Origin of the sequence: Dactylosporangium sp. CA-152071 (genome assembly GCF_050936335.1) — a bacterium.
Lineage (GTDB): Bacteria > Actinomycetota > Actinomycetes > Mycobacteriales > Micromonosporaceae > Dactylosporangium > Dactylosporangium maewongense.
In genome coordinates, this window is record NZ_JBNJMZ010000001.1 from 6,532,941 (window position 1) to 6,558,987 (window position 26,047).

General features: G+C 72.0%; 25 protein-coding genes and 1 pseudogene. 18 read left to right on the top strand and 8 right to left on the bottom strand.

Going from position 1 to position 26,047, the window contains the following annotated elements; translation table 11 throughout:
- Positions 1-179: 179 nt before the first annotated feature.
- Together ACQEVZ_RS29355 and ACQEVZ_RS29360 are read right to left on the bottom strand one after the other, a co-directional pair.
- Positions 180-872, bottom strand: coding sequence for a futalosine hydrolase (locus tag ACQEVZ_RS29355; protein WP_433372343.1), 693 nt, complete (start codon positions 870-872; stop codon positions 180-182).
- A 476-nt stretch (positions 873-1,348) separates the two neighbouring features.
- Positions 1,349-2,878 (bottom strand): annotated as a pseudogene (locus tag ACQEVZ_RS29360) (MFS transporter); the annotation flags it as partial.
- A gap of 71 nt (positions 2,879-2,949) precedes the next feature.
- Between ACQEVZ_RS29360 and ACQEVZ_RS29365 the strand changes: the two are divergent.
- Positions 2,950-3,801: a DUF3027 domain-containing protein gene (locus tag ACQEVZ_RS29365; RefSeq protein ID WP_344501325.1), complete on the top strand. Its 852-nt coding sequence runs from the start codon at positions 2,950-2,952 to the stop codon at positions 3,799-3,801.
- Complete coding sequence (locus ACQEVZ_RS29370; RefSeq protein WP_344501326.1) at positions 3,788-4,507, top strand: DUF6597 domain-containing transcriptional factor; 720 nt, start codon at positions 3,788-3,790, stop codon at positions 4,505-4,507. The genes ACQEVZ_RS29365 and ACQEVZ_RS29370 overlap by 14 nt, the downstream gene beginning before the upstream one ends.
- On the opposite strand, the gene ACQEVZ_RS29375 is transcribed toward ACQEVZ_RS29370, so the two are convergent.
- Complete coding sequence (locus tag ACQEVZ_RS29375) at positions 4,497-4,889, bottom strand: VOC family protein (protein ID WP_433372347.1); 393 nt, start codon at positions 4,887-4,889, stop codon at positions 4,497-4,499. The genes ACQEVZ_RS29370 and ACQEVZ_RS29375 overlap by 11 nt on opposite strands.
- A gap of 10 nt (positions 4,890-4,899) precedes the next feature.
- Entirely contained in the window at positions 4,900-5,133 is a 234-nt protein-coding gene (locus ACQEVZ_RS29380) for a DUF2530 domain-containing protein (protein ID WP_344501459.1), read from the bottom strand.
- A gap of 105 nt (positions 5,134-5,238) precedes the next feature.
- Here ACQEVZ_RS29380 and ACQEVZ_RS29385 point away from each other — a divergent pair, with 105 nt between their 5' ends.
- The 5 genes from ACQEVZ_RS29385 to thpR all read left to right on the top strand — a co-directional run bounded on the left by ACQEVZ_RS29385 (position 5,239) and on the right by thpR (position 9,959).
- On the top strand, positions 5,239-5,679 hold the full coding sequence (locus ACQEVZ_RS29385; RefSeq protein ID WP_344501460.1) for a MarR family winged helix-turn-helix transcriptional regulator: 441 nt from the start codon (positions 5,239-5,241) through the stop codon (positions 5,677-5,679).
- The gene (locus ACQEVZ_RS29390) at positions 5,661-6,989 is read left to right on the top strand and encodes an MFS transporter (RefSeq protein WP_363400807.1); all 1,329 of its coding nucleotides are present in this window, start codon (positions 5,661-5,663) and stop codon (positions 6,987-6,989) included. Before ACQEVZ_RS29385 ends, ACQEVZ_RS29390 begins: the two co-directional genes overlap by 19 nt.
- A 34-nt stretch (positions 6,990-7,023) precedes the next feature.
- Positions 7,024-7,800: a maleylpyruvate isomerase family mycothiol-dependent enzyme gene (locus ACQEVZ_RS29395; RefSeq protein WP_344501328.1), complete on the top strand. Its 777-nt coding sequence runs from the start codon at positions 7,024-7,026 to the stop codon at positions 7,798-7,800.
- A gap of 1,056 nt (positions 7,801-8,856) precedes the next feature.
- A complete protein-coding gene (locus ACQEVZ_RS29400; RefSeq protein WP_344501329.1) occupies positions 8,857-9,405 on the top strand; it encodes a hypothetical protein in 549 nt (182 codons plus the stop codon).
- Positions 9,402-9,959 carry an RNA 2',3'-cyclic phosphodiesterase gene (gene thpR / locus ACQEVZ_RS29405; RefSeq protein ID WP_433372351.1) on the top strand — a complete coding sequence of 186 codons (558 nt, stop codon included), beginning with the start codon at positions 9,402-9,404 and terminating at the stop codon, positions 9,957-9,959. The genes ACQEVZ_RS29400 and thpR overlap by 4 nt, the downstream gene beginning before the upstream one ends.
- A 4-nt stretch (positions 9,960-9,963) precedes the next feature.
- Here thpR and ACQEVZ_RS29410 read toward each other — a convergent pair whose 3' ends face one another.
- The 4 genes from ACQEVZ_RS29410 to ACQEVZ_RS29425 form a co-directional block, all read right to left on the bottom strand.
- Positions 9,964-10,950 carry an aldo/keto reductase gene (locus ACQEVZ_RS29410; protein ID WP_433372353.1) on the bottom strand — a complete coding sequence of 329 codons (987 nt, stop codon included), beginning with the start codon at positions 10,948-10,950 and terminating at the stop codon, positions 9,964-9,966.
- A 24-nt stretch (positions 10,951-10,974) separates the two neighbouring features.
- Positions 10,975-12,090 (bottom strand): septation protein SepH, encoded by a 1,116-nt coding sequence (gene sepH / locus ACQEVZ_RS29415; protein ID WP_344501332.1) that lies wholly within the window; start codon positions 12,088-12,090, stop codon positions 10,975-10,977.
- 160 nt (positions 12,091-12,250) lie between these two features.
- On the bottom strand, positions 12,251-13,369 hold the full coding sequence (gene serC / locus ACQEVZ_RS29420) for a phosphoserine transaminase (RefSeq protein WP_344501333.1): 1,119 nt from the start codon (positions 13,367-13,369) through the stop codon (positions 12,251-12,253).
- Between the two features lie 129 nt (positions 13,370-13,498).
- The gene (locus ACQEVZ_RS29425; RefSeq protein ID WP_344501334.1) at positions 13,499-14,596 is read right to left on the bottom strand and encodes a citrate synthase 2; all 1,098 of its coding nucleotides are present in this window, start codon (positions 14,594-14,596) and stop codon (positions 13,499-13,501) included.
- Between the two features lie 204 nt (positions 14,597-14,800).
- On the opposite strand from ACQEVZ_RS29425, the gene pdxH reads away from it, so the two are divergent.
- The 11 genes from pdxH (at position 14,801) to ACQEVZ_RS29480 (ending at position 26,024) form a co-directional block, all read left to right on the top strand.
- A complete protein-coding gene (gene pdxH / locus ACQEVZ_RS29430; RefSeq protein WP_433372358.1) occupies positions 14,801-15,400 on the top strand; it encodes a pyridoxamine 5'-phosphate oxidase in 600 nt (199 codons plus the stop codon).
- Positions 15,397-16,632 (top strand): MFS transporter, encoded by a 1,236-nt coding sequence (locus tag ACQEVZ_RS29435; RefSeq protein WP_344501336.1) that lies wholly within the window; start codon positions 15,397-15,399, stop codon positions 16,630-16,632. The genes pdxH and ACQEVZ_RS29435 overlap by 4 nt, the downstream gene beginning before the upstream one ends.
- Before the next feature lie 16 nt (positions 16,633-16,648).
- Positions 16,649-17,587 carry an aldose 1-epimerase family protein gene (locus ACQEVZ_RS29440; RefSeq protein WP_354899837.1) on the top strand — a complete coding sequence of 313 codons (939 nt, stop codon included), beginning with the start codon at positions 16,649-16,651 and terminating at the stop codon, positions 17,585-17,587.
- Positions 17,574-18,179, top strand: a complete 606-nt coding sequence (locus tag ACQEVZ_RS29445; RefSeq protein ID WP_433372362.1) for a nitroreductase family protein — start codon at positions 17,574-17,576, stop codon at positions 18,177-18,179. Before ACQEVZ_RS29440 ends, ACQEVZ_RS29445 begins: the two co-directional genes overlap by 14 nt.
- A gap of 67 nt (positions 18,180-18,246) precedes the next feature.
- Positions 18,247-18,537 carry a type II toxin-antitoxin system VapB family antitoxin gene (locus ACQEVZ_RS29450; RefSeq protein WP_033364898.1) on the top strand — a complete coding sequence of 97 codons (291 nt, stop codon included), beginning with the start codon at positions 18,247-18,249 and terminating at the stop codon, positions 18,535-18,537.
- A 728-nt stretch (positions 18,538-19,265) separates the two neighbouring features.
- Complete coding sequence (locus ACQEVZ_RS29455) at positions 19,266-20,426, top strand: acyl-CoA dehydrogenase family protein (protein WP_360559976.1); 1,161 nt, start codon at positions 19,266-19,268, stop codon at positions 20,424-20,426.
- Positions 20,427-20,494: 68 nt separating this feature from the next.
- Positions 20,495-21,367, top strand: a complete 873-nt coding sequence (locus ACQEVZ_RS29460) for a DUF4230 domain-containing protein (protein ID WP_344501339.1) — start codon at positions 20,495-20,497, stop codon at positions 21,365-21,367.
- A gap of 165 nt (positions 21,368-21,532) precedes the next feature.
- A complete protein-coding gene (locus ACQEVZ_RS29465) occupies positions 21,533-22,852 on the top strand; it encodes an ABC transporter ATP-binding protein (protein ID WP_344501340.1) in 1,320 nt (439 codons plus the stop codon).
- Between the two features lie 57 nt (positions 22,853-22,909).
- Positions 22,910-23,968: a hypothetical protein gene (locus ACQEVZ_RS29470; protein ID WP_433372367.1), complete on the top strand. Its 1,059-nt coding sequence runs from the start codon at positions 22,910-22,912 to the stop codon at positions 23,966-23,968.
- 29 nt (positions 23,969-23,997) lie between these two features.
- On the top strand, positions 23,998-24,462 hold the full coding sequence (locus tag ACQEVZ_RS29475; protein WP_433372370.1) for a DUF4442 domain-containing protein: 465 nt from the start codon (positions 23,998-24,000) through the stop codon (positions 24,460-24,462).
- Between the two features lie 86 nt (positions 24,463-24,548).
- A complete protein-coding gene (locus ACQEVZ_RS29480) occupies positions 24,549-26,024 on the top strand; it encodes a glycoside hydrolase family 3 protein (protein ID WP_344501343.1) in 1,476 nt (491 codons plus the stop codon).
- Positions 26,025-26,047 lie beyond the last annotated feature (23 nt).

Consider the following 26,047-nt stretch of genomic DNA (forward strand, 5'->3'; position numbering starts at 1 on the left):
CTGGTGCGGGGCGGCGTGATCCGGTCCGGCCAGTCGGTGGTGGTGCGAGGCGGTTTGATCGGCCGCGGCCGGGTCGGTGGTGCGGAGGTGGCGTGATCTGGCCTGGGTGGGTCGGTGGTGGGGGCGTGATTGGGTTCGGCCGGTCGGTGGCGCGGAGCGACGCGGTCTCGGGTGTGGGGTCAGCGGCCGGCGAGGGTGGCGAAGGCTTCGCGGAGGGTTTCGAGGGCTTGGGGGATGCGCCAGGCGGCTCGGTCGCGAGGGCCGACGGCGTTGGAGATGGTGCGGATCTCGCCGAAGGCGGTGCCTGGCCAGAGACGGGCGGCGGCGGCGACGCCGAAGCCCTCCATCGCCTCGGCGACGGCGTCGGGATGGCGCTTCTGGATGGCCTCCTTGGTCTCGGCCGTGCCGGTGACCGTGGAGACGGTGAGGACGGGGCCGCCGACCGCCTCGGGGAGGGCCTGGCGCAGGGTGCGGAGCAGGGCCGGGTCGGCGTCGTAGCGGCTGGTGCCGAAGCCGAGGTCGTCGACGCTCTCGAAGCCGTCGGCGCCGGCGGCGCCCAGGTCGGCGCCGACGCTCTCGGTGGCGACGACGAGGCCGCCGATCTCGACGCGCCCGGCGAAGCCACCGGCGATCCCGGTGGAGAGGATCACGCCGAAGGGCCGGCCGTCGTGAACGGCGGTCGTCGCGAACTGGGCCGTCACGGCCGCCGCGGCGGCGGGGCCGACCCCGGCGGCGACGACGACGATCGGGGCGCCGGACTCGAGGTCGTCGGGCTGCGGGTCGGTGATGCCGAGGCCGGCGAGCACCTTGGCCCGCTCGATCTCGACAGCGGTGACGATCAGCGCGCGGTCATGTCCCAGGAACGGTCTCATCGGTCGTCATCCTCCAGGGACCTGGTCGAGTCGATGCCAGACGGGCGGTACAGCGAGTATCCAGGAGGCGCCAGCGGCGCCGTCCCGTCGTCCACGTCGACGGCGGGCATGCGCCGGGTCGCGTCGGTGGGCCGGCGCGGCCCGGCCGGGCCACCCGCAGGCGAGTCACCCCGTGCCGGCGAGCCGGAGCCGCCACCCGAGCCCGCACCTGCGCCAGAACCAGAGCTCGAGCCGGAGCCGGCGGCTGGGCCGGTGCCGGCCGGTGTGTTCGCGGGGTCGGCGGAGCGGCGGCGCCACCCGAACCGGCGGCGGGAGCCATCGCCCCCGGCACTCTGATCGACGGTCTGGGTCTCGTCGCTCGTGCGGGACTGGAACGGCATCCGCCGGGTCGCCCCAGCCCCAGCCCCAGCCCCAGCGCCGGCCCGGGAACCGCCGGAGCCACTTGTCGCAGCGCCCGTCCCGCCGCCCGACGCCGAGCCGGCAGGACGGGGCACAGTGGTGGCATCGGACCCGCCCCGCTGGCCGGACCCGCCGCCGGAACCGCCCGGCCCGCCCGACCAGCCGCCCGAGCCGGCGGACCCGCCGCCGGGCGCACCAGGCCCGCTGGCCGAGCTGCCGGCGGCGACAGGGTCAGTGGCCTGCTCGTCGTGGTCGAGAGGGGCGCCGCGGAGGCGCTCCTTGCGCAGGGCGACCGCCGACCAGACGGCCTTGACCGCGCCGAGCGTGATGAACACGGCGGCCACGATCATGCCCCAGCCGCCGGTGAACGGGATGAGTCCGACGGCGCCGCCGAGGACCCAGGCGACCATGAGCAGCGTCTCGGAATGGGCGAAGGCGCTGGCCCTCACCTGCTCGTCGGCGCGCTCCTGGATCGAGGCGTCGACGGCGAGCTTGGCCAGGCCGCTGGCGATGGCTGTGACCAGGCACAACAGTGCGACCGCGCCGAGCGAGCCGCGGTCGGCGGCGATCAGCGCCACGAACGCCGTCAGGCCGATGCCGACCGCCTGCAGCAGGGCGGGCCGATGGATGCGCAGCCGGGTGCCCACTGCGGTGGCCAGGAAGGAGCCCACGCCGAGTGCGCCGGCCACAACCACGACCGCCACCTTCTCGGACAGCTGCCACGGGCCGAGCCCGACCGGCAGCGAGCGCTCCTTGATCGCGAACGCCAGGAACAGCGTCAGGAACCCATAGAGCGCGCGCAGGGTCGCGCTGCCGATCAGGGCGCCGATGACAACCCGGCCGGCGAGCACCTTCGCGCCGCGGTGGCTCGGCCGCTGCAGGACACGCGGGACCTGCTCGGGCGGGTCGGAGTCGGCGCGCGGCGGCAGCCGCAGGGACGTGACCATCCCGTAGAAGAACACGATGATCGACAGTCGCAGCGGCCACTGCGGGCCGAACTGGGCCGCGATCAGGCCGACGGGCAGCACCAGAGCGCCCGCGAACGTGCCGTAGACGGAGGCACGGGCGCCGGCCTCGGACAGGCCGAGCCCCTTGGGCAGCACGCGGGGGACCGCGGCGCTGCGGGCCACGCCATAGGCCCGGGACAGCACGAGCATGCCGAACGCGGCCGGATAGAGCGCCCAGCCGGTGAGGTGCTCGGAGATCAGGACCGCGAGGAAGGCCCGCCCGAGCATCGTGACGGCGAGCGCATAGCGGCGGCCGTGCCGGAACCGGTCGAGCACCGGCCCGACGATCGGCGCCAGCAGTGCGAACGGCAGCATCGTCACGATCAGATACAGCGCGACCCGGTCGCGGGCCTGGCCCGCCGGGACGGAGAAGAAGATGGTGCCGGCGAGCCCGAGCGCGACGAGGGTGTCGCCGGCGCAGGAGGCCGCGTGCAAGTCGAGCAGGCGGAGCATGCCGGTCTCGCCGCCGGCGCCCTTCTGGCGGACGCGCAGCAGGTTGCGCCCCACGAAGCGGCCGGCCTTGGCGCCGCCGACGGTGGCGACCCGTGCTGCCCGCGCGGTCGTCACCACGGTCTGCGCCACACCTCGAATCACCGACATGCCCCCATCCTGAACCATGGGTGCGACAGTTTCCGGCCACGCCGGGGCCACCGTGCTCGCCGGGCGTGGCGATGAGGAACAATGGTGGGGTGACAGCCTCGACTTCCCAGACCCGTTCCAGCGGCCGCGCGGGGAAGCCCGACCAGGTCTGCGCGGACGCCGTGGAGATCGCCCGCCTCGGGCTGGACGTCGTCGATCCCGAGCACATCGGCGAGCATCTCGGCGTCGTCTCCGAAGGTGAGCGGCTCGTCACACATTTCTTCGCCTGTGGCCTGCCCGGATACCGGGGCTGGCGCTGGGCGGTGAGCGTCACCAGGATCCCGCGCAGCAAGCAGGTGACGATCTGCGAGTCGACGCTGCTGCCCGGGCCCGAGGCGCTGCGCGCCCCCGAGTGGGTGCCCTGGCAGGAGCGGCTCCAGCCAGGCGACCTGGGGGTCGGCGACCTGCTGCCGACGCCGCCGGACGATGTACGACTGGCGCCCGGCTATGTGCAGTCCGACGACCCGGCGGTCGAGGACGTCAACTGGGAGCTCGGTCTCGGCCGGGTCCGCGTGCTGTCGCGCGAGGGGCGGCTGGACGCCGCGCAGCGGTGGTATGACGGCGACCGGGGCCCCAACGCGCCCATCTCCGTGGCCGCGCCGAGCTCCGCCCGGTGCGGGTCGTGCGGCTTCTACATGCAGCTCGCCGGCTCGATGCGGCAGGCGTTCGGCGTGTGCGGCAACGAGTACGCGCCCGACGACGCCCAGGTCGTCTCCGTCGACCACGGCTGCGGCGCGCACTCCGAGGTGCTGATCGAGCAGGTCCAGGCGGTCGACGAGCTGCCAACGGTGTTCGACGACAGCGAGGTCGAGTCGGTGTCGGTCAGCCGGGCGCACGGCTCGGTCGACGAGTCCGAGCCCGCCGAGCCCTATGGGCACGGCTGAGTCCGGCTATCAGGAGCGACCGTCGCGGGTGCTGGCCGCGACGGTCTGGCGGCTGAGCCCGGACCCGGGCAACGAGGACGGCGAGTTCCGCATCCTGCCCGACGGCTGCATGGACGTCATCCATCAGCGGGGCGGCGAGCTGCTGGTGGCGGGCCCCGACACGGTCGCCAAGCTCGGGAGGAGCCCGGCCGGCCTCTCGTACACGGGGATCCGCTTCGATCCGGGGACCGCTCCGGGCCTGCTCGGAGTCCCCGCGGACGAGCTGCGCGACCAGCGGGTGCCCTTGGCGGCGCTGTGGCCCTCCGCGCGCGTCAGGCGCCTCACCGAGCTGCTCGACGAGGCCGCCGACCCGGCTCGCGCGCTCGAGGACGCGTTCCAAGGGGCGGCATCCGAAAGGAACGACAAACCGGACGAGCTGTGGGTGCCGGCGGTGGTCGAGCGGCTCAGGGCGCGGCGGCCGGTCGCGGCGATCGCCGCGGACGTGGGCCTCAGCGAGCGCCAGCTGCACCGCCGTGGCCTGGGCCTTTTCGGGTACGGGCTGAAGACCCTCGCCCGGATCCTCCGCGTCAACGCGGCGCTGGACCTGGCCCGCGGCGGCATGCCGTTCGGCCTGGTGGCCGCCGCCAGCGGCTACGCCGACCAGGCACACCTCTCGCGGGAGGTGAAGGCGCTGGCCGGCGCGCCGCTGCGGGAGGTCATCGGATAGCGCTGTAGAGGTCGACGGGGTTGCCGTCGGGGTCGTGCAGGATCGCGTACCGCTGGCCCCAGAAGGCGTCCCAGGGTGCCCTGTGCCCGCCGTACCCTGCGGAGATCAACGAGTCGTAGACCTTGTCGACCTCGGCGGGCGTCTCGCACTCGAAGCCGATCGCGGACCGGCCGGTGCCGACCGGCGGCGTCCATTCGGGGTCGAACGAGCGGATCGTCTCCTCCGTGTCCCACGCGATCCTCATGCCGCCGCCCAGGCTGCACTCGGCGTGCGGGGCGGCGTCCTGATCGGCCGGGATGTCCAGCCCGAGCTGCCGGTAGAAGGCCAGTGACCTGGCCATGTCCGTCACGACGATGCCGATGTAGTTCAGTGTGGGTGCCATACCCCAGAGGCTAGGCGCCGCCGGTCTCCCCGGTCTTGAACGAATCGGACGCCGCCCGCCGGCGCTTGCGGTTCCGGTCGTGGACGACCATGGTCAGCCCGCCCGGAATGCCCCACAGCACCCCGGCCACCGCGATGCCGAACCAGTCGCCGTGCCCGGCGTCGGCCAGCTCGTCGCGGAACGGCAGCATCACGAGCACCGCGAGGATCCACAAGCCGATCCCGGCGAGGGCGAACGGCACCATCGGCGGGTCGAGCGGCTTCGGCTGGCTGGTCACGCCCGACACGGTACTCCCGTGATCGCGAACACAGGTCGTTAGCCAAGCTTATTAGGTAAGCTAACGATTGTGATGGTGCGAACTCCGAAGATCACTGGCGCGCAGCTGGCGGCGGCGTTGCGGGACAGCATCACCCGGCTCAACCGCAGGCTGCGGCAGGCCCGGCCGATCGGCGACCTGACGATCACCCAGCTGTCCGCATTGACCAGCCTCGAACTCAACGGCGCGCTGACACCCCGCGAGCTGGCCGACGCGGAGCGCGTGCAGCCGCCGACGCTCACCAAGATCGTCGCGAAGCTGGAGGAACGCGGCCTCGTCCAGCGGACCCCGCACCCGACCGACGGCAGGCAGGTCATCCTCGCCGCGACCGAGTCCGGCCGGGCGGTCGTCGTCGAACACCGCCGCGCCCGCGACGAGTGGCTGGCCAGGCGGCTCGCCTCGCTCTCCCCGGACGAGCGCGAGACGCTCGCGAAGGCGGCCGAGATCCTCGGCCGATTAGGTCGAAGCGAATGAGCGTCTTCAGTTCGCTGAGGGTCCGCAACTACCGGTTGTTCAGCACCGGACAGTTGGTCAAGCTCCTCGGCACATGGATGATGTTCGTCGCGCAGGACTGGCTCGTCCTGCAGCTCTCGCACAACTCCCCGACTGCGCTGGGTGTCGTCACCGCGCTGCAGTTCACTCCCGTTCTGCTGCTCACACTGTACGGAGGGCAGCTCGCCGACCGGTTCGACAAGCGCCGGCTGCTCCTCTTCGCCAATGCCGGATCGGCTCTGGTCGCGACCCTGCTGGGCGTCCTGGTCGTGACCGGCGTCGTGACCCTCTGGTGGGTCTTCGTGACGGCCGGCCTCTTCGGCGTGATCAGCGCGATCGAGACGCCGGTGCGGCAGGCGTTCGTCTCCGAGCTCGTCGGCCCAGAGCTGCTGCCCAACGCGCTGTCGCTGTCCGCCGCCACGTTCAACGCCGCACGGGTCGTCGGGCCGGCGGTCGCGGGGCTGGTCATCGGGCTGCTGCACGAGCGCACCGGCCCGATCTTCCTGTTGACGGCCGGGCTGTGCCTCGCGCCGCTGGTGGGGCTCTCCCGCATGCGCACCGCCGAGCTGTTCCGGGTGGACCGGCCGCCGGTGTCGGCCAGCGATGCCCGTACCGCCGACGGACTCCGCTACGTGAAGCGCCGCCCCGACCTCAGCCTCGCCATCCTCCTGGTGCTCGTCGTGGGCCTGTTCGGCTTCAACTTCCAGCTCACCCTCGCGGTCCTCGCCAAGGTCGAGTTCAAGGTCGACGCGGAGTACTTCGGCCTGCTCACCACCGCGCTCGCCGTCGGCGCGCTCGGCGGTGCCCTGGCCAGCTCCCGCCGCCGCGCCCGCCCCTCGGCCTACGTGGTGCTCGCCGCCGCAGTGCTCTTCGGGGGGTTCGAGACGCTGGTCGGGTTCGCGCCCACGTTCGTCACGGCCGTGCTGCTCCTCCTGCCGACCGGCTTCTTCATGATCTACTTCGCACAGGCCGCCAACCAGCGCGTCCAGCTCGGCACGGACCCGGAGTTCCGAGGGCGGGTGATGGCGCTGTACGTCCTGGTCTTCCTCGGCACCACGCCGCTGGGCGCGCTGGTCATCGGCTGGTGCTCCGAGCGGTACGGGCCGCGCTCCGGCATCTGGGTCGGCGGGCTGGTGTCCGTCCTCGCCACGCTGGTGATGGGCGCCATGCAGCTGCGCAGGGTCGGCGGGAAGGTGCGGGTGCACCTGCGGCCGAGCCCGCACCTGCACGTCTTCGAACCGGCCCGCAAGGACACCCCCGCCTTTGAGCTGCGGGTCCCGGCCGTTCGCTGATTTTTTGTCGTACCCATGTGGTTAGGTCGCGGGCATGGAGCGATCGCGATTGCTGGAGTGTCTCGCCGCTGACTACGGGCGGCTTCGGGAGGTGGCGGCGTCGGACCTGACCGCGGCGGTGCCGAGCTGTCCCGGCTGGACCGTCGCCGACCTGGTCAGGCACGTGGCCGAGGTCTACCTGCACAAGGCCGAGTCCATGCGGCTCAACGCCTTCCCCGACCCCTGGCCACCGGCCGGCCTCGACGCCGAGGGGCCGATCGCGCTGCTCGACCGGGGCTATGCCGACCTCGTCGCCGAGTTCGCGGCCCGTGCCTCCGACGAGCCGTCGCGCACCTGGCACGAGCCCGACCAGACCGTCGGCTTCTGGGTCCGGCGGATGGCGCAGGAGACCGTCATCCACCGCCTCGACGCCGAGCTGGCGCTCGGGGTGCCGGTCGCCGAGATCCCCGACGACCTGGCGATCGACGGGATCGACGAGGTGCTGAAGCTCTTCGTCGACTACGGGTCGCACGCGTGGCGGGAGGAGTTCGAGTCGGTGCTCGCCGACGCCAAGGGCCGCACGGTGATCGTCGGCGTCAACGGCGGGCCGGGCTGGCTGCTCCGCACCGATTCGACCGGCGCCACCGTCACCGACGCCGACCCGTCGGCGTCCGCCACGATGCTCTTGGACGCCACGGTGAGCGGGACGGCGCCGGGCGTGCTGCGCTGGCTCTGGTCCCGCGAGTCCCCGGGCGTCTCGGAGGTCGTGCCCGAGGGCGACGACACCGCCCTGGCCGAGCTGCGCGGGCTGCTGGTGGCCTCGACGCAGTAGGCACGCCGTCACGCCCGCCTGCCGCTGTCCGGGCGGGCCGGTCGCCAGTCTGGCCGCCGTGTTGGTTGTCAGGTCGGTTGCCGGGTGGGGCTCGGTGCGCGGCTGGGCGAGCGCGGCGCCGGCGATTGCTGTACGGGCGCGACGGTCGTCAGGCAAGACCGGGGCGAGCAGGCAAGGCCGGGGCGGGTGGGCGAGAGCCGTGGGGGCGCAGGGCCTCAAAGGCTCGGGCTGCGGGATCGGCCCGTGGGGGCGGCAGGCCTCACGGGTTCGGGCTGTGGGTTCGGCCTGTGGGTTCGGCCTGTGGGTTCGGCCTGTGGGGGCGGCAGGCCTCACGGGCCCGGGTCGCGCGGGCTCGGGCTGTGGGGTCGAGTCGTGGGAGCGGATCACGGGGGTCTGGCCACCTGACTCGGAGGTCGGGCGTCGGAGGTCGGACTGCGGGCTTCCGTGCCACGGCCGGCCGCGGGGGTTCTGGACTGCCCGGCGCGCTGGTGTCGTGGGGCAGGGCGTGGCAGTCGGGACGGTTGGTTCAGAAGGGAGCGTGCGGGCGGCAGCAGGTTGCGGTTGCTGGTGGGGCGAGATCGGCCGGCCGACGGGGGCGGCCGATCGAGCAGCGAAGGCGCCGTCGTGCGGCATCGCGTCCGGGTGAGATGCGGTCACGGCAGCGCCCGGAGCGACCACTCCGATCAAGCCGGACCACGAGGACCACGGGTTCGAGCCCGGCGCCCGGATTCGCTGGTCAGCGATGCCTCACAAGAAAGCCGGCAGCGGCACGGACACAGACCTGCCGGCATCCTCCGGGCGCTGCGGCGCTGGAGGAGTCAGCGCGGTGGCGGGGTGCGCTGCCGGGGTGAGGGTTGACGGGGGTGGGGATGATCGAGGGCCGGACGGCAGCACGGTCTCGGCGGGGCGGTCCGGTGGCGACGAGGGGTGCCACCGGACCGCCCCGGTTTCGTCGGGGCGGGGGCTGGCGGATGTGGGGCGCGGATGGTTGCGAGTCGGTGCCGAAGTTGGGTTGATCGGTGGCGGTCGCTGTCTGCGGGGGCTTAGCCTCGGAGTGTGGGCGTGTTGCACGGCCTGCTGGTCGTCGGTGCCATCGGGCTGATCGCCGTGGCGCCGTGTCTGGTGTGCCTGCTGCTCATCTCCGCGGACGAGATGCTGGAGCGCGGGGTGCGGGCGGTCAAGCGGGGCGGGCGGGGGATCGGCCGGGGGATCAGGAAGGTGCTCGTCCGGAAGGCGGGCAGGCCCGGGTGGCAGGACGGGCGGGTGCGGCGGTGGTGGCACCTGAGCTGGGCGGGGCGGGTGCTGCACACGGTGGCCGCGGAGAGCCCGCCGGCGCCGGCGGGGCCGCCGATCGAGCAGCTGGCAGGGGACCTGCGCCGGCTCAACAGGCTGCGGATGGGAGTGGCGACCAGGTCGCCAGTGTGGTTCAACGCGGTGCAGCGGGCCTATGACGAAGCGTTGCGGGTCGCGTGCGGACAGTTGGGGGTCGACCAGTACCTTGGCGAGGTGAGCGGGGTCGATCTGGAGGTCGAGCGGTTGCGGGTCGAGGGTGAGCTGCAGCGGGCGGGGCTGGCGTTGCGCGACACGAAAACCGGGCAGCGGTGAGGTTGTTCATCGCGGCGTACCTGCCGGCGGAGGCCGAGCGGCACTTCGCGGGGATGGTCGGCGGGCTCAACGTGGCCAGGCCGATGCCGGAGGGGCGCTCCGTGAGGCTCGTGCCGGCCGGGCAGTGGCACATGACCCTCGCGTTCCTCGGTGAGGTCGAGGACGAGCGCAAGGACGACGCGGTCGAGCTGGTCCATGGGCTGCGGGAGCAGGGGCCGGGGCCGGTGGTGCGGATCGCCGGGGGTGGCAGGTTCGGGCGGGGGAAGTTCACCACGCTGGTCGCGAAGGTCGACGGGGAGGTGCAGCCGCTCGGCGACGCGGTGCGCAGGCAGCTGAAGAAGCGCAGGCTGCCGTTCGACCGGCGGCCGCTGCAGCCGCACGTCACGATCGCCCGGCCCGGGGACCGGTTGCCCGCGGGGGAGCTGGAGAGCGACCTGGAGACGCTGCACGGGTATCAGGGGCCGCAGTGGCACGCGGACGACGTACGGCTGATGAAGAGCGAACTCGGGCCGCGGCCCACCTACGAGGTGCTGGCCACGGCCCGGAACACGTGAAGCTTTACCAGGCCCAGGCTTCCGGGCCGGGGCCGCCGTTGCCGACGGGCGGGAAGAGCTCGTCGAGCCGCTGCAGCGTCGCCTCGTCCAGCGGGAGCGACAGGGCGCCGAGCGTCGAGTCGAGCTGCTCGACGGTGCGCGGGCCGATGATCGGGGCGGTGACGCCGTCCTGGGCCAGGAGCCACGCGAGGGCCAGGTTGGACGGGTCCGCGCCGAGCGAGGCGGCGAGCTTCTCGTAGGCCTCGATCGCGGCGCGGTGCTTCTCCAGGCCTTCGGCGGCGCGTCCTTCTGAGGACCGGCCTGCGGAGCCCGCGGCGGCCTTCGCGATGGCGCCGCTGAGCAGGCCGCCGTGCAGCGGCGACCAGGGGATGACGCCCAGCCCGTACTGGCGGGCGGCCGGCAGCACCTCCAGCTCCACCGTGCGGGCCATGAGGTTGTAGATGCACTGCTCGGCGACCAGGCCGAGGAAGTGCCTGCGCTGCGCCGACTCCTGGGCCTGGGCGATGTGCCAGCCGGCGAAGTTGGACGAGCCGACGTAGAGGACCTTGCCCTGGGCGACGAGCACCTCCATCGCCTGCCAGATCTCCTCCCACGGCGTGCTGCGGGAGATGTGGTGCATCTGGTACAGGTCGATGTAGTCGGTCTGGAGACGCTTGAGCGACGCATCGGCCTCGGCGATGATGTGGCGCGCGGAGAGGCCCTGACCGTTGGGCCACTCCTGCATCTTGCCGTAGACCTTGGTGGCGAGGACGACCTTCTCGCGCCGGCCGCCGCCCTGGGCGATCCAGCGGCCGATGATCTGCTCGGTGACGCCCTCGCCGAGCTTCCACCCGTAGACGTTGGCGGTGTCGAAGAAGTTGATGCCGTGGTCCAGGGCCCGGTCCATGATCGCGAAGCTGTCAGGCTCGGTGGTCTGTGGCCCGAAGTTCATGGTGCCCAGGCACAGGCGGCTGACCGAGAGGCCGGTCCGCCCGAGGTTGGTGTACTCCATGACCACCAACCTATCCCGCAAACCTCAGCTGGTTTCCCGAGCGGCGGAAGGCGCCCCGCCGAACAGCACGTCGTCCCAGCTCGGCAGGCGCTTGCGCGGCTTCTCCGCGGTGGCCGGCTGCTCGGGAGAGGCGGCCGAGGGCGTGTTGCGGCGCGGGCGGAGCACGGCGAGCGACGGCACCGCCGGGATCTCCTTGCTCTGGTCGCTGTCGTCGTCGAACGGGGAGCGGCCGATCAGCGCGGCGGCGCCGCGGGCCCGGTTCTCACCCTGCGCGACCGGGGCGGGCGCGGCCGGCTCCTCGGAGGAGCCGGGAGCGGCGCCCAGCGGGCGGTCGAGCGAAGCGAGCAGCGCGTCCCGCCCGGCCCGGATCGGGTCGTTGGTGAGCGCGCCCAGCCCGCGGCCGCGGCGCTCCGGCTGGACGGTCGACGGCTGGACGTTGGACGGGCGGATCAGGTCGTGGCCGCCGCTGCCGTGCCGCAGCGGGTCGGGGCGCACGCCGAGGTCGCCGCGGCTGGTCTCGCCGCGGCTCGGCAGGGCGCGGTCCGGCGCCGGCGGCTCCTGGCCCAGCACGTGCGGGGCGCGCTCGGTGCACAGGTACTGCGCCATGTCGTCGTGCGGGGCGACCTGCTGGCGGGCCTTGTCGAGCTCCCACACGGCCTGCGCGGTCGCCTTGCCGCTCGGCCACGTGGCGGTGATCCGCCAGGTGCCGTCCTCGCGCCGGTACGCGTCCCAGGAGATCTTCTCGGTGTCGATGCCGTGCTGGCCGAGGCGCGCGTCGACGACCTCGGCGAGCGAGGAGCCCTTGTCGGACGTCTTCAGCCGGGTGCGGCGGGCGTGCTGCGCGAGCATCGCCCGCTCCTGCAGGACGGGGCCGGCGTAGCGCAGGACGCGGTCGACGGGGACGCCGGCGACCCGGGCGACCTCCTCGGCGGACTCGCCGGAGCGGATGCGGGCCTGGATGTCGCGCGGCGCGAGCTGCGAGGCGGCGGTCTCCATCGTCGCGGTCGCATGGCTCTGGTCGGGGCGCAGCGCGCTCTGGACCCGGTCGTCGATCGGGAGCGCGAGCAGTCGGCCGACCTCATCGGCGAGGACGAACGCTTGGCCGTCCTCGGAGAGGGCGACGAATCGCACAGGCCGCATAGCGTGCCTCCGTCCCACCCGCATCGGCGCCGACTTTCCCGGCACCACTCGGTCACAGTACGCGTAACCCTAGCTGGAACGAAGTGTGCCGCGCCGACAGAAAGCAAACAGGAACGCCCGCCACCTCAGCAAACAGGCGGCGGGCATTCGTACACACAAACTAAAGTCGCTCGATGACGTAATCGATGGACGCCGTCAGCGCCTCGATGTCGGCGGGGTCGACGGTCGGGAACATCGCGATCCGGAGCTGGTTGCGGCCGAGCTTGCGGTAGGGGTCGGTGTCCACGATCCCGTTGGCGCGCAACACCTTGGCCAGCGCCGTCGCGTCGACGGACTCGTCGAAGTCGATGGTGCCGACGACGTTGGAGCGGACCGAGGCGTCGGCGACGAACGGCGTCGCGACCGGCGAGCGCTCGGCCCAGCCGTACAGGATGGACGCCGACTCGGCGCTGCGCTTGGTCGCGAACGACAGGCCGCCACCGGCCAGCATCCAGTCGACCTGCTCGGCGGTGAGGAAGATCGTCGACAGTGCCGGCGTGTTGTAGGTCTGCTCGAGGCGCGAGTTGTCGATCGCCGTCTGCAGGTCGAAGAAGTCGGGGATGTACCGGCCGGACTCCTTGATCTCCGCGACCCGGGCGATCGCGGCCGGCGACATGATCGCGATCCACAGGCCGCCGTCGGAGCCGAAGCACTTCTGCGGGGCGAAGTAGTAGACGTCGGTCTGCGACACGTTGACCTCGAGGCCGCCGGCGCCCGAGGTGGCGTCGGTCAGCACCAGCGCGCCCTCGTCGGCGCCATCGACGCGCTGGACCGGCACGGAGACGCCCGTCGAGGTCTCGTTCTGCGGGGAGCAGTACGTGTCGACGCCGGCCTCGGCGCGCAGGAACGCGGCGGTGCCCGGGTCGGCCTTCACGATCGTCGGGTCGCCGATGAACGGCGCCTTCTTCGCGGCGCTGCCGAACTTCGCGCCGAACTCGCCGAAGCTCGCGAACTGCGCACGGTCGCGGATCAGGCCGAAGACCGCGATCTCCCAGAACGCGGTGCTGCCGCCGTTGCCCAGGACGACCTCATAGCCGTCGGGGATGCTGAAGAGCTCGGCGAAGCCACGGCGGAGGCGGGCGACCTCGTCACGGACGGTCTTCTGCCGGTGGCTGGTGCCGAGGTACGAGGTCGCGACACCGGCGAGGGCCTGCACGGCCTCGGGCCGGACCTTGCTCGGGCCTGAACCGAAGCGGCCGTCGGCGGGCTTCAGCTCATCGGGAATGCGGATGTCGACCATGTGGGTACTCCGGGATGCGGCGGCGGGCGGGCAGGTACGGGTACCCCGCGAATCCTGCCACCTCCGCCGCCGCGATCCAGGTCGATTCAGCGTCGAGGGCGACGCGCGTCACACCGGACGCGCGGCGCGTCACGCCACGTTGGACCAGCCCTCGACGTCCTGCGGCTTGCGCGGGCCGGGGCCGACGTACGTCGCGGACGGCCGGACCAGGCGGCCCAGCTCCTTCTGCTCGAGGATGTGCGCGCTCCAGCCGGCGACCCGGGCGCAGGTGAACATCGACGTGAACATGTGCGCGGGGACCTCGGCGAAGTCGAGGACGACCGCGGACCAGAACTCGACGTTGGTGGCGAGGACCCGGTCGGGGCGGCGGGCGTGCAGCTCGGCGAGGGCCGCCTTCTCCAGGGCCTCGGCGATCTCGAAGCGCGGCGCGCCGAGCTCCTTGGCGGTGCGGCGCAGCACGCGGGCGCGCGGGTCCTCGGCACGGTAGACGCGGTGGCCGAAGCCCATGAGCCGCTCGCCGCGGTCGAGGACGCCCTTCACGTAGCCCTCGGCGTCGCCGCTGCGCTCCACGGCCTCGATCATGCCCAGCACGCGCGACGGCGCGCCGCCGTGCAGCGGGCCGGAGAGCGCGCCGATGCCGGAGGAGATGCAGGCCGCGGCGTCGGCGCCGGTGGAGGCGACGACCCGGGTGGTGAACGTGGAGGCGTTCATGCCGTGCTCGGCGGCGGAGATGAAGTAGGCGTCGACGGCCTTGACGTGCCGCGGGTCGGGCTCGCCCCGCCAGCGGCGCATGAACCGCTCGACGATCGTGTCGGCCTTGTCGATCTCCTTCTGCGGCACGGCCGGCAGGCCCAGGCCGCGGGCGGCCTGCGCGACGAACGACAGAGCGGTGACGCTGACCCGGGCGAGGTCCTCGCGCGCCTGCGTGGTCTCGATGTCCAGCAGCTGGCCGAGGCCCCAGTAGGGGGCGAGCATGGCCACCGCGGACTGCACGTCGACCCGGATGTCACCGGAGTGCACGGGCACCGGGAACGGCTCGGCCGGCGGCAGGCCGGGGCCGAACTTGCCGTCGACCAGGAGTGCCCAAACGTTGCCGAAGGACACCTGGCCGATGAGATCCTCGATGTCGACGCCGCGGTAACGCAGCGCGCCGCCTTCCTTGTCGGGCTCCGCGATCTCGGATTCGAAGGCGATGACGCCCTCGAGTCCCGGCTTGAAATCGGACATCTCGCACTCCTGCTGGTTCTGGGGTGTCTGACTAGGTTTGTTACCCGCCGGTGTTCCCTTTTGTCATCTTCGCCCCGGTGGGGTGCCAGCGCCGACTGAACGGGGGCTCAATGTGTCTTCCGTGACACATCTTCACGCATTTGCGACCGCCGGAGGAAGGATGTGAGCGTGAGACCCAGCACATCGCCGCAAGATTTGTCGCGGATGAGAAACGAGTACAGCGGCGAGCTGACCGAGCAAGGACTCGCCGGGACGTGGCTGGAGCAGTTCGCCACGTGGTTCGCCGACGCGGTCGAGGCGGGCCTTCCCGAGCCCAACGCGATGCTGCTGGCGACCGCCGACGGCAGCGGGCGGCCGAGCGCGCGGACGGTGCTGCTCAAGGGCTATGACCAGCGCGGATTCACCTTCTTCACCAACTATGAGTCGCGCAAGGGCCACGACATCGCGGCCAACCCGCAGGCCTCCCTGGTGTTCCCGTGGTACCCCCTGCACCGCCAGGTCATCGTCATCGGCGCGGTCGAGAAGGTGTCCCGCGAGGAGACCGAGGAGTACTTCGCGATCCGCCCCCACGGTGCCCAGGTCGGGGCGTGGGCAAGTCCACAATCGCGGGTCATCGGCTCCCGCGACGAGCTGGAGGCGTTGGTCGCGTCGGTCGAGGCCGCCGAGGGCCCGCTGACGGCACCCCCGCACTGGGGCGGCTACCGGGTCAGCCCCGACGAGGTCGAGTTCTGGCAGGGCCGCCCCAGCCGGTTGCACGACCGCCTCCGGTACACCGGCGGCAAGGTCGAACGGCTCGCGCCTTGAGCGTGCAGGAGGCCCTGCGCAAGCACGTGATCGACGTCCGGCCGCTGCGGCACGTGGCCTACCGGCGGCTGTTCGTGGGCAACGCGGTGTCCTTCTTCGGCGTCCAGTTCACCGCGGTCGCCGTGCCGGTGCAGGTGTACGAGATCACCAAGTCGGCCCTGTGGGTCGGCATCGCCAGCTTCGTCGGCCTGGTGCCGCTGATCGTGTTCTCGATCTGGGGCGGCGCGATCGCGGACGCGTTCGACCGGCGCAAGGTGCTGCTGACCAGCTCGACCCTCATGTGGCTGACGACGCTCGGCCTGCTCGCGCAGGCGGTCCTGCACGTGGACAACGCCTACCTGATGCTCGCGCTGATCGCGGCGCAGTCCGCGGCGTTCGGCGTCAACAGCCCCGTCCGGCAGGCGATCATCCCGGCGCTGATCGACGAGGGCGAGGTCGCCTCGGCCAACACGCTGAGCTTCACCGCCTCCAGCGTCTCCTCGATCTTCGGCCCGGTCGGTGCGGGTCTGGTCATCGCCAACGCCGACTTCGCCGTCGCGTACGCCGTCGACGCCGTCCTCTTCACGATCGTCCTGTGGGCGGCCCTGCGGTTGCCGGCCCTGCCGCCGGCCGGGGTCGCGAAGACCACGGGCGGGCTGCGGGACATCCGCGACGGCCTGCGGTTCCTCGCCGGCTCGAAAGTGATCCTGCTGACGTTCGCGATCGACATCGCCGCGATGGTCCTCGCGATGCCGAAAGCGCTGTTCCCCGTCGTCGCCGATCAGCGCTACGGCCCGGCGTCGCTGGGCTGGCTGTACGCGTCGATCGCCATCGGTTCGACGCTCGCCGGTCTCACGTCCGGCTGGATCGGCCGCGTGCACCGGCAGGGCGTCGCGCTCGTGCTCGCCGTCGTCGGCTGGGGGCTCGCGGTCGCGGCCGCCGGCGCGGTCCCGTGGCTGTGGGCGTGTGTAGCTTTCATGGCGCTGGCCGGTGCGGCGGACATGATCAGCGGGGTGTACCGGCAGACGGTGCTCCTCAGTGCCCCCGACGAGATGCGCGGGCGGCTGCAGGGCGTGTTCTTCGCCGTCGTCGCAGGAGGTCCACGTCTGGGTGACCTTCGGGCCGGCTCGATGGCCGACGCGACCGGCGCCACGTTCTCCTGGGTCAGCGGCGGGATCGCGGCCGCCGCGGTGGCCGTCCTCCTGGGCCTGACATTTCCCGTCCTGCTTCGGTACACCGACCGGTCGGACTGACGATATTGTCGCGGCCATGGACACCGCCGCCGCCGCGCAGCTCTCGCACGCCCCTTCCGGTACACAGTGGACGATCGCCTCGGGCGGCCATGAGGCCGTCATCGTCGAGGTCGGCGGTGGCGTGCGCAGTTACACCGTCGACGGCGCCGACGTCGTCGCCGGCTACGCCGAGGGGGAGCACGCGGTCGGCTGCGCCGGCCAGGTCCTCGCCCCGTGGCCCAACCGCATCCGCGACGGGCAGTACGCGTTCGGCGGCGACCACCTGCAGCTGCCGCTGACCGAGCCCGAGCGCCACAACGCCATCCACGGCCTGGTCAACTGGGTCCGCTGGCGGCTCGTCGACGCCGCGCCCGACAGCGTGACCGTCGAGCACGACCTGGTGCCACAGCCGGGGTACCAGTGGCCGCTGCGCCTGCGCACGACCTGGTCGGTCGGCGAGGGCGGCCTGCGGGCCGAGCACGAGGTGACCAACGTCGGCGCCGAGGACGCGCCGTTCGGGCTGGCCACCCACCCGTACGTGCTGGTGCCGGGCGTCGCGGTCGACGACCTCACCCTGAAGGTCCCGGCCCGCAGCCGCCTGCTCGTCGACGCGCGCCTCCTGCCGATCGGCGCCGCCCGGGTCGCCGGCAGCGAGTACGACTTCCTCGACGGCCGCCGGCTCGGCGGCACCATCCTGGACACGGCGTTCGGCGAGGTGGTCCCCGACGCCGACGGCGGCTCGCAGGTCACGGTCACCGCCCCCGACGGCCGCGGCGTCACGGTCTGGGCCGACTCGTCGTTCGGCTGGTGGCAGGTGTACTCCTCCGACACGCTTCCCGCCGATCGGCTGCGCAAGGCGCTCGCCATCGAGCCGATGACCTGCCCCCCTGACGCGTTCCGGTCCGGGCGTGATGTGGTGACCCTGGAGCCGGGAGCGTCCTGGCACGGGGTTTGGGGGATCCGTGGAACTGTCTGAGGCGATCCGCCGGCGGCGGATGGTCCGAAACTACGACGCGTCGCGGCCGGTGGACCCGGCCGTGATCGACAAGCTGCTGGGGTACGCGACGCACGCCCCCTCGGCGGGGTTCTCGCAGGGCTGGGAGTTCCTGGTCCTCACCTCCGACGAGGACCGGGCCAGGTTCTGGGCGGCGGCCTCCCCGCCCGACACGGCCACGACCTCGTGGCTGGACGGGATGAGCCAGGCGCCGGTGATCGTCGTGCCGCACAGCCACCGCGACGCCTACCTCTCGCGGTACGCCGAGCCCGACAAGGGCTGGACCGACCGCGACGAGGCCCGCTGGCCGGTGCCCTACTGGCACATCGACACCGGGATGGCGAGCCTGCTGGTGCTGCTGGGCGCCGTCGACGAGGGCCTGGGCGCGTGCTTCTTCGGCATCCCGCCCGCCTCCGACGCGGCCTACCGCGCGGCGTTCGGGGTGCCTCCCGAGTACACCCCGATCGGCGCGATGACCATCGGCTACCGGGCTCCGGACGTGAAGTCGCCGTCACTCAAACGGGGCCGCCGCGAGTCCGGCACCGTCACGCACCGCGGCCGCTGGGGGTCTTGAACACGCTCGGCGGCGATTCTGTCGCACCTAGTCGGTACCCTGACACGGTCAGGGGGGTGAGACGTTCATGATCTTCAAGGCGGTCCGCGACGGTCGGCCTTATCCGGAACATGGGCTGACGCTGAAACAGTGGTCCGAGATCCCGCCGCGCCCGGTGCGGCTCGACCAGCTCATCACCACCAAGCGGGAGCTGGCGCTCGACAAGCTCCTCGCCGAGGACTCCACGTTCTACGGCGACCTGTTCCCGCACGTGGTCCAGTGGGAGAACGGGCTGTATCTGGAGGACGGCCTGCACCGCGCGTTACGCGCGGCGCTGCAGCAACGCACCTCGATCCACGCACGGGTCCTCCAGGCCTGAGGCCCGCGCCCCGGTGCGGGCGGGCCTTCGGTGCCAAGGGTTGGAGACGGTCGCCTTCGAGCGGCCGTCTCCGCCTCTGCACGTTCGCGTCCTGCTGTTTCGCACGCCCCACCGACGCGGCCGGTCCGCGGGGTTCACCGCTGCAGAACGGCCCCCAGGCTTGCCTTCCTCCCACAAGGCCCGTGATCCAAGGACGAGTCCGGTCGCCCGAGCGGCCACCTGACGACTTGGATCACGCCCGCCGCGCCGAGCCTCGTGTCCGCTCGGCGGTCCGGTTCCCGTGCTGTGATCCAAGGACGGATCTGGTTGTCGGGGCAGCCGCCTGGCGACTTGGATCATGTCGGGCTGCGTTGAGCGTCGTGTCCGCTCGGCGGTCCGGCTCCCGTGCTGTGATCCAAGGATGGAACTGGCTGTCGGGGTGGCCGCCTGGCGACTTGGATCATGTCGGCCGCGCAGAGTCTCGTGCCGGGGTGACCGCCGCGCGTGCTGTGATCCAAGGACGGGACTGGTCGTCGGGTGGCCGCCTGGCGACTTGGATCACGTCGGCTGCGTTGAGCGTCGTGTCCGCCCGGGTGTTCCGCCGGTCGCTCTGTGATCCAAGGAGGGAACTGGGCGGTGGGGGTCGGCCGGCGAGTTGGGTGGCGAGTGCTGTCGGGTGGGGTGGTTGGGGGGTTGGGTGGCGTCTGGGCGGGAGGGGTGGCGGCTGACTTACAGTGTTAGTTATGACGATGCGGCCTCTGGACCTGCTGGACGTTGACGCGCTGCACTCGGAGGAGGAGCTGGCGATCCGGGCCGTGGTGCGGCGGGTCGTCGACGACCACGTGCGGCCCAACGTGGCCGGCTGGTACGAGCGCGGGCAGGTGCCCGTCCGGGACCTCGCCAAGGAGTTCGCGTCCATCGGGCTGCTCGGCATGCACCTGAGCGGGTATGGGTGCGCCGGGGCCAGCGCCGTCGCGTACGGGCTGGCGTGTCTGGAGCTGGAGGCCGGCGACTCGGGTGTCCGGAGCCTGGTCAGCGTCCAGGGTTCGCTGGCGATGTTCGCGATCTGGAAGTACGGCTCCGACGAGCACAAGGACCGCTGGCTGCCCGGCATGGCCGCGGGCGACCTGATCGGCTGCTTCGGGCTGACCGAGCCCGACCACGGATCCGACCCGGGCTCGATGACCACCCGCGCCCGGCGGGACGGCGACGACTGGATTCTCGACGGCACCAAGATGTGGATCACCAACGCGCCGGTCGCCGACGTGGCGGTGGTGTGGGCGCGGACCGAGGCGGGGATCAGCGGGTTCGTGGTGCCGATGGACACGCCGGGGGTGACGGCGCGCGAGGTCAAGCACAAGTTGTCGCTGCGGGCCTCGTGTACGGGCGAGATCGTGCTGGACGGGGTGCGGCTGCCCGGGGAGGCGCTGCTGCCGGACGCGAAGGGCCTGAAGGCGCCGCTGTCGTGCCTGACCGAGGCGCGGTACGGCATCGTGTGGGGCGCGCTCGGGGCGGCCCGTGACTGCCTGCACACCGCGCTGGACTACGCGGGGGCGCGGGAGCAGTTCGGCCGGCCGATCGCCGGGTTCCAGCTGACCCAGGCGAAGTTCGCCGACGCGGCCGTCGAGCTGCAGAAGGGGTACCTGCTGGCGGTGCACCTGGGGCGCCGGGCCGACGCCGGGGTGCTCAAGCCGGAGCAGGTCAGCGTCGGCAAGCTGAACAACGTGCGGGAGGCGCTCGCGATCGCCCGGCAGTGCCGGACCGTGCTCGGCGCCAACGGCATCAGCGCCGAGTATCCGGTCATGCGGCACGCGGCCAACCTGGAGACGGTTCTCACGTACGAGGGGACGTCGGAGATCCATCAGCTGGTCATCGGGCAGAAGCTGACCGGGCTGGCGGCGTTCGGCTGAGATCGATTCGCGGCCCTTTGCGGACCCCTCTACCGTGATAGCAAGAAGATCCTCCCGGAGGAGTCAGCATGGCCCGCAACGACGAAACCGTGACCCCCGACGACTCGGACGACGTGCCGACGCAACGGCGCGGGTCGGACCCGAAGACCTCCGAATACCCCGCGATCGCGTCCGGGCCCGCTGACGACGCGCCGACCACCGGGAAGGGCAAGGGCTGGTCGCCGAAGATCGGCGAACCGGTCGACCCGCGTGGGCGCGATGAGCGGGACGCGCCGATCGTCGTGCCGGTCAAGGCCGGCGGCGGGGCGATGCGGGGCCTGTTCTGGCTGGTGGCGACGATCGGGCTGGTCGTCGCGCTGGTGCTGGGCGCGAAGACGATCGGCCTGTTCCCGGACCTGAAGAACCCGTTCGCGAAGGAGCAGACCGACCGCAGCGGCCCCGCGCTGCTCAAGTCCGTGCAGGACCTGAGCCAGTACGTGGCGGCCGAGGGCAACTTCGAGGTCATCGTCGACGTGCAGAAGGACCGCAAGTACATCCCGGACTTCCTGCTCAACGAGCGGATCCTGTTCGTGGCCGCCGGGTCGGTGGAGGTCTACGTCGACTTCGCCGGGATCGGCCAGGGCGCGGTGAAGGAGTCCGACGACCGGCGGACGGTCGAGATCACGCTGCCGGCGCCGCAGCTGCGGCCGGTGCGGATCAACAACGACCGCAGCTACGTCTACCAGGAGGACCGCGGGCTGTTCAACCGGCTGGCGGACGCTTTCAAGTCGGACCCGAACCGGCTGCAGGAGGTCTACAAGCTCGCCGAGGAGAAGATCGGCACGGCCGCCAAGGAGGCCGGTCTCAGCAAGCGGGCCGAGGAGAACACCAGGAAGATGCTGCAGCAGTTCCTCGGGGCTCTCGGGTACACGTCGGTGACCGTAAACTTCCCCGCGTCGTGAGCGGCGGCCGTCACTGCCAACTTTCCTACCAGTAGTTGTGTGGTAACACGCTGAACACTGGTCATTTACCCGATGGACCAACTTGCGTGCCCCTCGTCACAGTACTTGACTCGGGGTGACTGAGTTATCCGCGAATTGCACTGCTGACTCGGGGTGGAGGTGACGGTGGCTACCGTCGCACTCAAAGATGTGATGAAGGTCTTCGCCGACGGCACGGTGGCCGTCGACCGAGTGAACCTTGACGTGGGACAGGGCGAGTTCATGGTGCTCCTCGGTCCCAGCGGCTGCGGCAAGTCGACCTTGTTGCGCATGGTCGCGGGCCTGGAGGACCCCACCTCCGGTGCGATCATGCTCGACGGCGACCTCGCCAACGATCTCCCGCCGCGCGAGCGTGGGGTCGCCATGGTCTTCCAGGACTTCGCGCTCTATCCGCACATGACCGTCGGGGAGAACATCGGCTTCCCCCTGCGGCTGTCGGGGGTGGAGCCGGAGCCGCGCGCCGAGCAGGTCGCCGAGGTGGCCAGCGCGCTGGGCATCGGTGACGTGCTGGCCCGCAAGCCCGGGCAGCTGTCCGGTGGCCAGCGCCAGCGGGTCGCCATGGGCCGTGCCATCGTGCGCCGCCCGAAGCTCTTCCTCATGGACGAGCCGCTGTCCAACCTGGACAGCGGCCTGCGGGCGGAGCTGCGGGCGGAGATCTCCGGTCTCGTGCGTGAGCTGGGTGTCACCACCATCTACGTCACCCACGACCAGGCCGAGGCGCTCACGATGGCGGACCGGGTCGCGATCCTGCGCAAGGGCGTCCTGCAGGACGTCGGGACGCCGACGCAGGTGTACGGCCGGCCCGCCACGCTCTACGTCGCCGCGTTCCTGGGCAGTCCCCGGATGAACCTGCTGGAGGCCGAGGTCTACGTGCACCTCGACCGCCACATCGCGCTGCACATGGGTGACCAGGTGCTCCACCTGCCGTGGAACGATCTGCGCTCGCGCCAGGTCGCGCACTTCCACGGCGAGCGGATCGTCATCGGGGTGCGGGCCGAAGCGCTGACCCCGGTGCCGGACACGACCGGCGGCGACGTGCTGCGCGGGCGCATCCGGTACCTGGAGCACCACGGCCACGAGTCGCTCGCGTTCCTGGACATCGGCGCGACCGCGGTGATCGTCGACGAGATCGGCGCGCCGCCGACCGACATCCCGATCAACGGCGGCGGGCTCAAGCGCTTCGTCGGCAAGCTCACCGGCCGCGGCGGCTCGGAGGACCTGGAGCTGGTCGGCGCCGGCGGCGGCCGCAACGGGCGGCGCGCCCCCCAGCGCGACAGCGTCCTGAGCGACCCGGGCCGGCACCACCGTCGCCCGGCGGAGCTCGCGGTGCGCCTCGCGCCGTACCCAGCGGTCACGCACGGTCACCCGTTGACCGTCGCTGTGCGCATGGAAGCACTGCACTTTTTCGATGAAAGGGGACAACGCATCGATGTGGGGTGGCGCTGAGTGACGCGGCTGCTCTAGCCTGCGGCGAACTGGCCCTCCGACATAGGGGATGCTCCGATGGCGGCATTCGGCACGACAGGCGGCGGTCAACAACCCGGGAGCGGACTGCTCATCATCGAGCGGATCCTCCGCGACCGGGAGTCGATCTGGCGCCAGATCGGTGAGGAGCGGGACCTCGGCAAGCTGACGTTGCAGATGCTCACCAGCTCGGTGCTGGCGCTCGCCTGCTACGGCGCGGTGCTGGGGGCTTCGCACAGCTTCGCTCAGGCGGGCCTGTCGGCGCTGAAGCTGCCGCTGCTGTTCCTGATGACGCTCGCGATCTGCCTGCCGACGCTGTACCTGTTCAACCTGGTGTTCGGCGCCAGGTTGCAGGTCCGGCAGGCACTCGCGCTGGTCATGGTCACGATCACGGTGACCGCGGTGCTGTCCCTGGCGTTCGCGCCGATCAGCCTGTTCTTCCTGCTGACGGCGTTCAGCTACTCGTTCTACAAGATCCTCAACGTGGCGATCCTGGCCATGACGGCGTTCGTCGGGCTGAAGTTCCTCACCAGCGGCATGCACGCGCTGAACGCCCACACGGCCACGGTCGCGGCGGCGCGGCGCGCGGAGCAGGAGGCGCGGGAGGCGCAGGAGCGGGCCGAAGCGGAGGCGATGGCCGAGCTGGCCGACGCGTCGCAGGACGCACCGGTGTCGCCGGCGCCCGCCGGTGCCGACGCCGCAGACGATGACAAGGCGGCTGTCCCGGCCGCGTCGGTGTCGGCCGGGGCCGCGGCATCGTCTCCGCAGGCCAACGGGGCGGTCCAGCTCGCGGCGGCGCCGCCGGTGGTGTACCCGCCGAAGCAGCCGCTGCTGCTGCCCGACGGCCGCTACGCGTTCCCGGTGGCGCCGCCGCTCCCCACGCCGCGCACCGGGGCCGTCACGCTGGCGCCCGGCGAGCGCCCGGCCAGCATGACGCTGCTGCACGTGTGGATCCTGCTCTTCGGCTTCGTCGGCACCCAGCTCGCGTGGACGCTGCGGCCGTTCGTCGGCGAGCCGCACGAGCCGTTCCAGGTGTTCCGGCCGATCGAGGGCAACTTCTACGTCAACATCATCCACACGATCGGCGAACTCTTCTAAGTCTTGCTACCGGTCGGTAACCTCGGCGCATGACCGTTGATGCCAAGGTACTGGCGACCAACCTGATCTCCGCAGTCCCGTTCGCGCGCACCGTCGGAATCGAGATCACCGACGTGCGCGTGGACGGCGACGACATCAGCGCCACCGCCACGCTCCCGGACGAGGATCGGCTGCACAACCACGTCGCCGGGCCGCACGCCGGCGCTATTTTCACGCTGGGCGAGACCGCATCCGGCGCCGTCGTGATGGCGGCGTTCGGCGAGCACCTCGCGCTGGGCACCCCGCTGGCGGTGCGGTCCGACATCGCGTACCGCAAGCTCGCCGCCGGGCCGGTCCAGGCCGTCGCCCGGCTCGGCCGGCCCGTCAGCGAGGTTCTGGCGGAGCTGGCCGCCGGCGAGCGCCCCGAATTTCCCGTCGCGATCGAGGTCACGAGGGCCGACGGCGCCGTCACGACCGAGATGACAGTGGTCTGGACCATCCGCCCCCATCGATGACCGGGCCGTTAACTACTGGAAGGTTTCTTGACTATTACGGAGCTGTGATGTGACCATTCTCGCCAGGCGCGAAGGGTGGTTGACGCATGGACGCAAGCACGGGGGACGACCTGGTCGGCATGGCGAACGCCGTGCTTCAGCCGGGATTCGTGGGCAAGGAGCCCCCGCCGTGGGTCCGCCGCCGCCTCGCCGAGGGGCTCGGCGGCGTCGTGCTCTTCGCTCGCAACGTCGTCGACCGTGACCAGGTCGCGGAGCTGACCGCGGCGCTGCGCGCCGAGCGCGAGGACGTCATCGTCGCCATCGACGAGGAGGCCGGCGACGTCACCCGCATCGATGCGCACAGCGGCAGCCCGTGGCCCGGCAACCTCGCCCTCGGCGCCGTCGACGACACCGCGCTGACCCGCGAGGTCGCCTGCCACATCGGCCGCGACCTCGCCTCGGTCGGCATCACCTTCGACTACGCGCCCGACGCGGACGTCAACTCCGACCCCAACAACCCGGTCATCGGCTCCCGCGCGTTCGGCGCCGAGCCCGAGCGCGTCGCCCGGCACACCGCCGCGTGGATCACCGGCCTGCAGGAGGCGGGTGTCGCCGCCTGCGCGAAGCACTTCCCCGGGCACGGCAACACCAGCGTCGACTCGCACCTGGACGTGCCGATCATCAAGGCCGGGCGGGCCGACCTCGACGCGACCGAGCTGGTGCCGTTCCGCGCGGCGATCGCCGCCGGCGTGCGCGCCGTCATGAGCGCCCACCTGCGGGTCCCCGCGCTCGACCCGGACCTGCCGGCCACCCTCAGCCCGCGGATCATGACCGACCTGCTCCGCGGCGAGCTCGGCTTCGACGGCCTGATCGTCACCGACGGCATCGAGATGCGGGCGATCTCCGACCGCTACGGCTTCGCGCAGGCCACCGTCCTCGCGCTCGCCGCGGGCGCCGACGCGATCTGCGTCGGCGGCGACCACGCCGACGAGGAGACGGCCAACCTGCTCCGCGACGCGATCGTCGCCGCAGTGCGCTCCGGCGAGCTGCCCGAGTCGCGGCTCGCCGACGCCGCCGCCAGGGTCGCGCGGCTCGCCGCCTGGTCGTTGAACGCGTCCCGCACGCCGCCGGACCCGCAGGCGGGCGCCCTCGGGCTGTCCGCGGCCCGCCGGGCGCTGCGCATCACCGCGCCCGACGCCACGTTCCCGCTCGCCGCGCCCGCGTACGTGATCGAGTTCCAGCCGGAGCTCAACTTCGCGATCGCCCCGGAGACGCCGTGGGGGCTCATCGCGCCGCTCGCCGAGCTGGTGCCCGACACCTCCGGGGTGCGGCTGTCCTCGGAGGAGGGCCTGCCCGACGCGTTGCGCTCGTCCATCGGTCGTCCGTTGCTGCTGGTGGTACGGGACCCGCACCGCTACCCGTGGATCACCGACGCGCTGAAGGCGTCCCTTGCCGTGCGCCCCGACGCGGTCGTGGTCGAGATGGGCGTGCCCGCCGCACCGCGGGGCGACCTGCACATCGCCACGTTCGGCGCGACGGCCGCCTCCGGCCGGGCGGTCGCGGAGCTGCTCGCGGGGCGCTAGACCTGTCGCTCGGTGACTTCGCC

Coding starts and splice junctions, on each gene's coding strand:
- ACQEVZ_RS29365 (WP_344501325.1), top strand. CDS start 2,950: ATGAGGAACAATGGTGGGGTGACAGCCTCGACTTCCCAGACCCGTTCC.
- ACQEVZ_RS29460 (WP_344501339.1), top strand. CDS start 20,495: ATGGCCCGCAACGACGAAACCGTGACCCCCGACGACTCGGACGACGTG.
- sepH (WP_344501332.1), bottom strand. CDS start 12,090: ATGCGGCCTGTGCGATTCGTCGCCCTCTCCGAGGACGGCCAAGCGTTC.
- ACQEVZ_RS29395 (WP_344501328.1), top strand. CDS start 7,024: ATGGAGCGATCGCGATTGCTGGAGTGTCTCGCCGCTGACTACGGGCGG.
- ACQEVZ_RS29440 (WP_354899837.1), top strand. CDS start 16,649: ATGGACACCGCCGCCGCCGCGCAGCTCTCGCACGCCCCTTCCGGTACA.
- ACQEVZ_RS29370 (WP_344501326.1), top strand. CDS start 3,788: ATGGGCACGGCTGAGTCCGGCTATCAGGAGCGACCGTCGCGGGTGCTG.
- ACQEVZ_RS29355 (WP_433372343.1), bottom strand. CDS start 872: ATGAGACCGTTCCTGGGACATGACCGCGCGCTGATCGTCACCGCTGTC.
- pdxH (WP_433372358.1), top strand. CDS start 14,801: ATGAGAAACGAGTACAGCGGCGAGCTGACCGAGCAAGGACTCGCCGGG.
- ACQEVZ_RS29425 (WP_344501334.1), bottom strand. CDS start 14,596: ATGTCCGATTTCAAGCCGGGACTCGAGGGCGTCATCGCCTTCGAATCC.
- ACQEVZ_RS29455 (WP_360559976.1), top strand. CDS start 19,266: ATGCGGCCTCTGGACCTGCTGGACGTTGACGCGCTGCACTCGGAGGAG.
- serC (WP_344501333.1), bottom strand. CDS start 13,369: ATGGTCGACATCCGCATTCCCGATGAGCTGAAGCCCGCCGACGGCCGC.
- ACQEVZ_RS29450 (WP_033364898.1), top strand. CDS start 18,247: ATGATCTTCAAGGCGGTCCGCGACGGTCGGCCTTATCCGGAACATGGG.
- ACQEVZ_RS29470 (WP_433372367.1), top strand. CDS start 22,910: ATGGCGGCATTCGGCACGACAGGCGGCGGTCAACAACCCGGGAGCGGA.
- ACQEVZ_RS29475 (WP_433372370.1), top strand. CDS start 23,998: ATGACCGTTGATGCCAAGGTACTGGCGACCAACCTGATCTCCGCAGTC.
- ACQEVZ_RS29375 (WP_433372347.1), bottom strand. CDS start 4,889: ATGGCACCCACACTGAACTACATCGGCATCGTCGTGACGGACATGGCC.
- ACQEVZ_RS29480 (WP_344501343.1), top strand. CDS start 24,549: ATGGACGCAAGCACGGGGGACGACCTGGTCGGCATGGCGAACGCCGTG.
- ACQEVZ_RS29380 (WP_344501459.1), bottom strand. CDS start 5,133: ATGGTGCCGTTCGCCCTCGCCGGGATCGGCTTGTGGATCCTCGCGGTG.
- ACQEVZ_RS29410 (WP_433372353.1), bottom strand. CDS start 10,950: ATGGAGTACACCAACCTCGGGCGGACCGGCCTCTCGGTCAGCCGCCTG.
- ACQEVZ_RS29385 (WP_344501460.1), top strand. CDS start 5,239: ATGGTGCGAACTCCGAAGATCACTGGCGCGCAGCTGGCGGCGGCGTTG.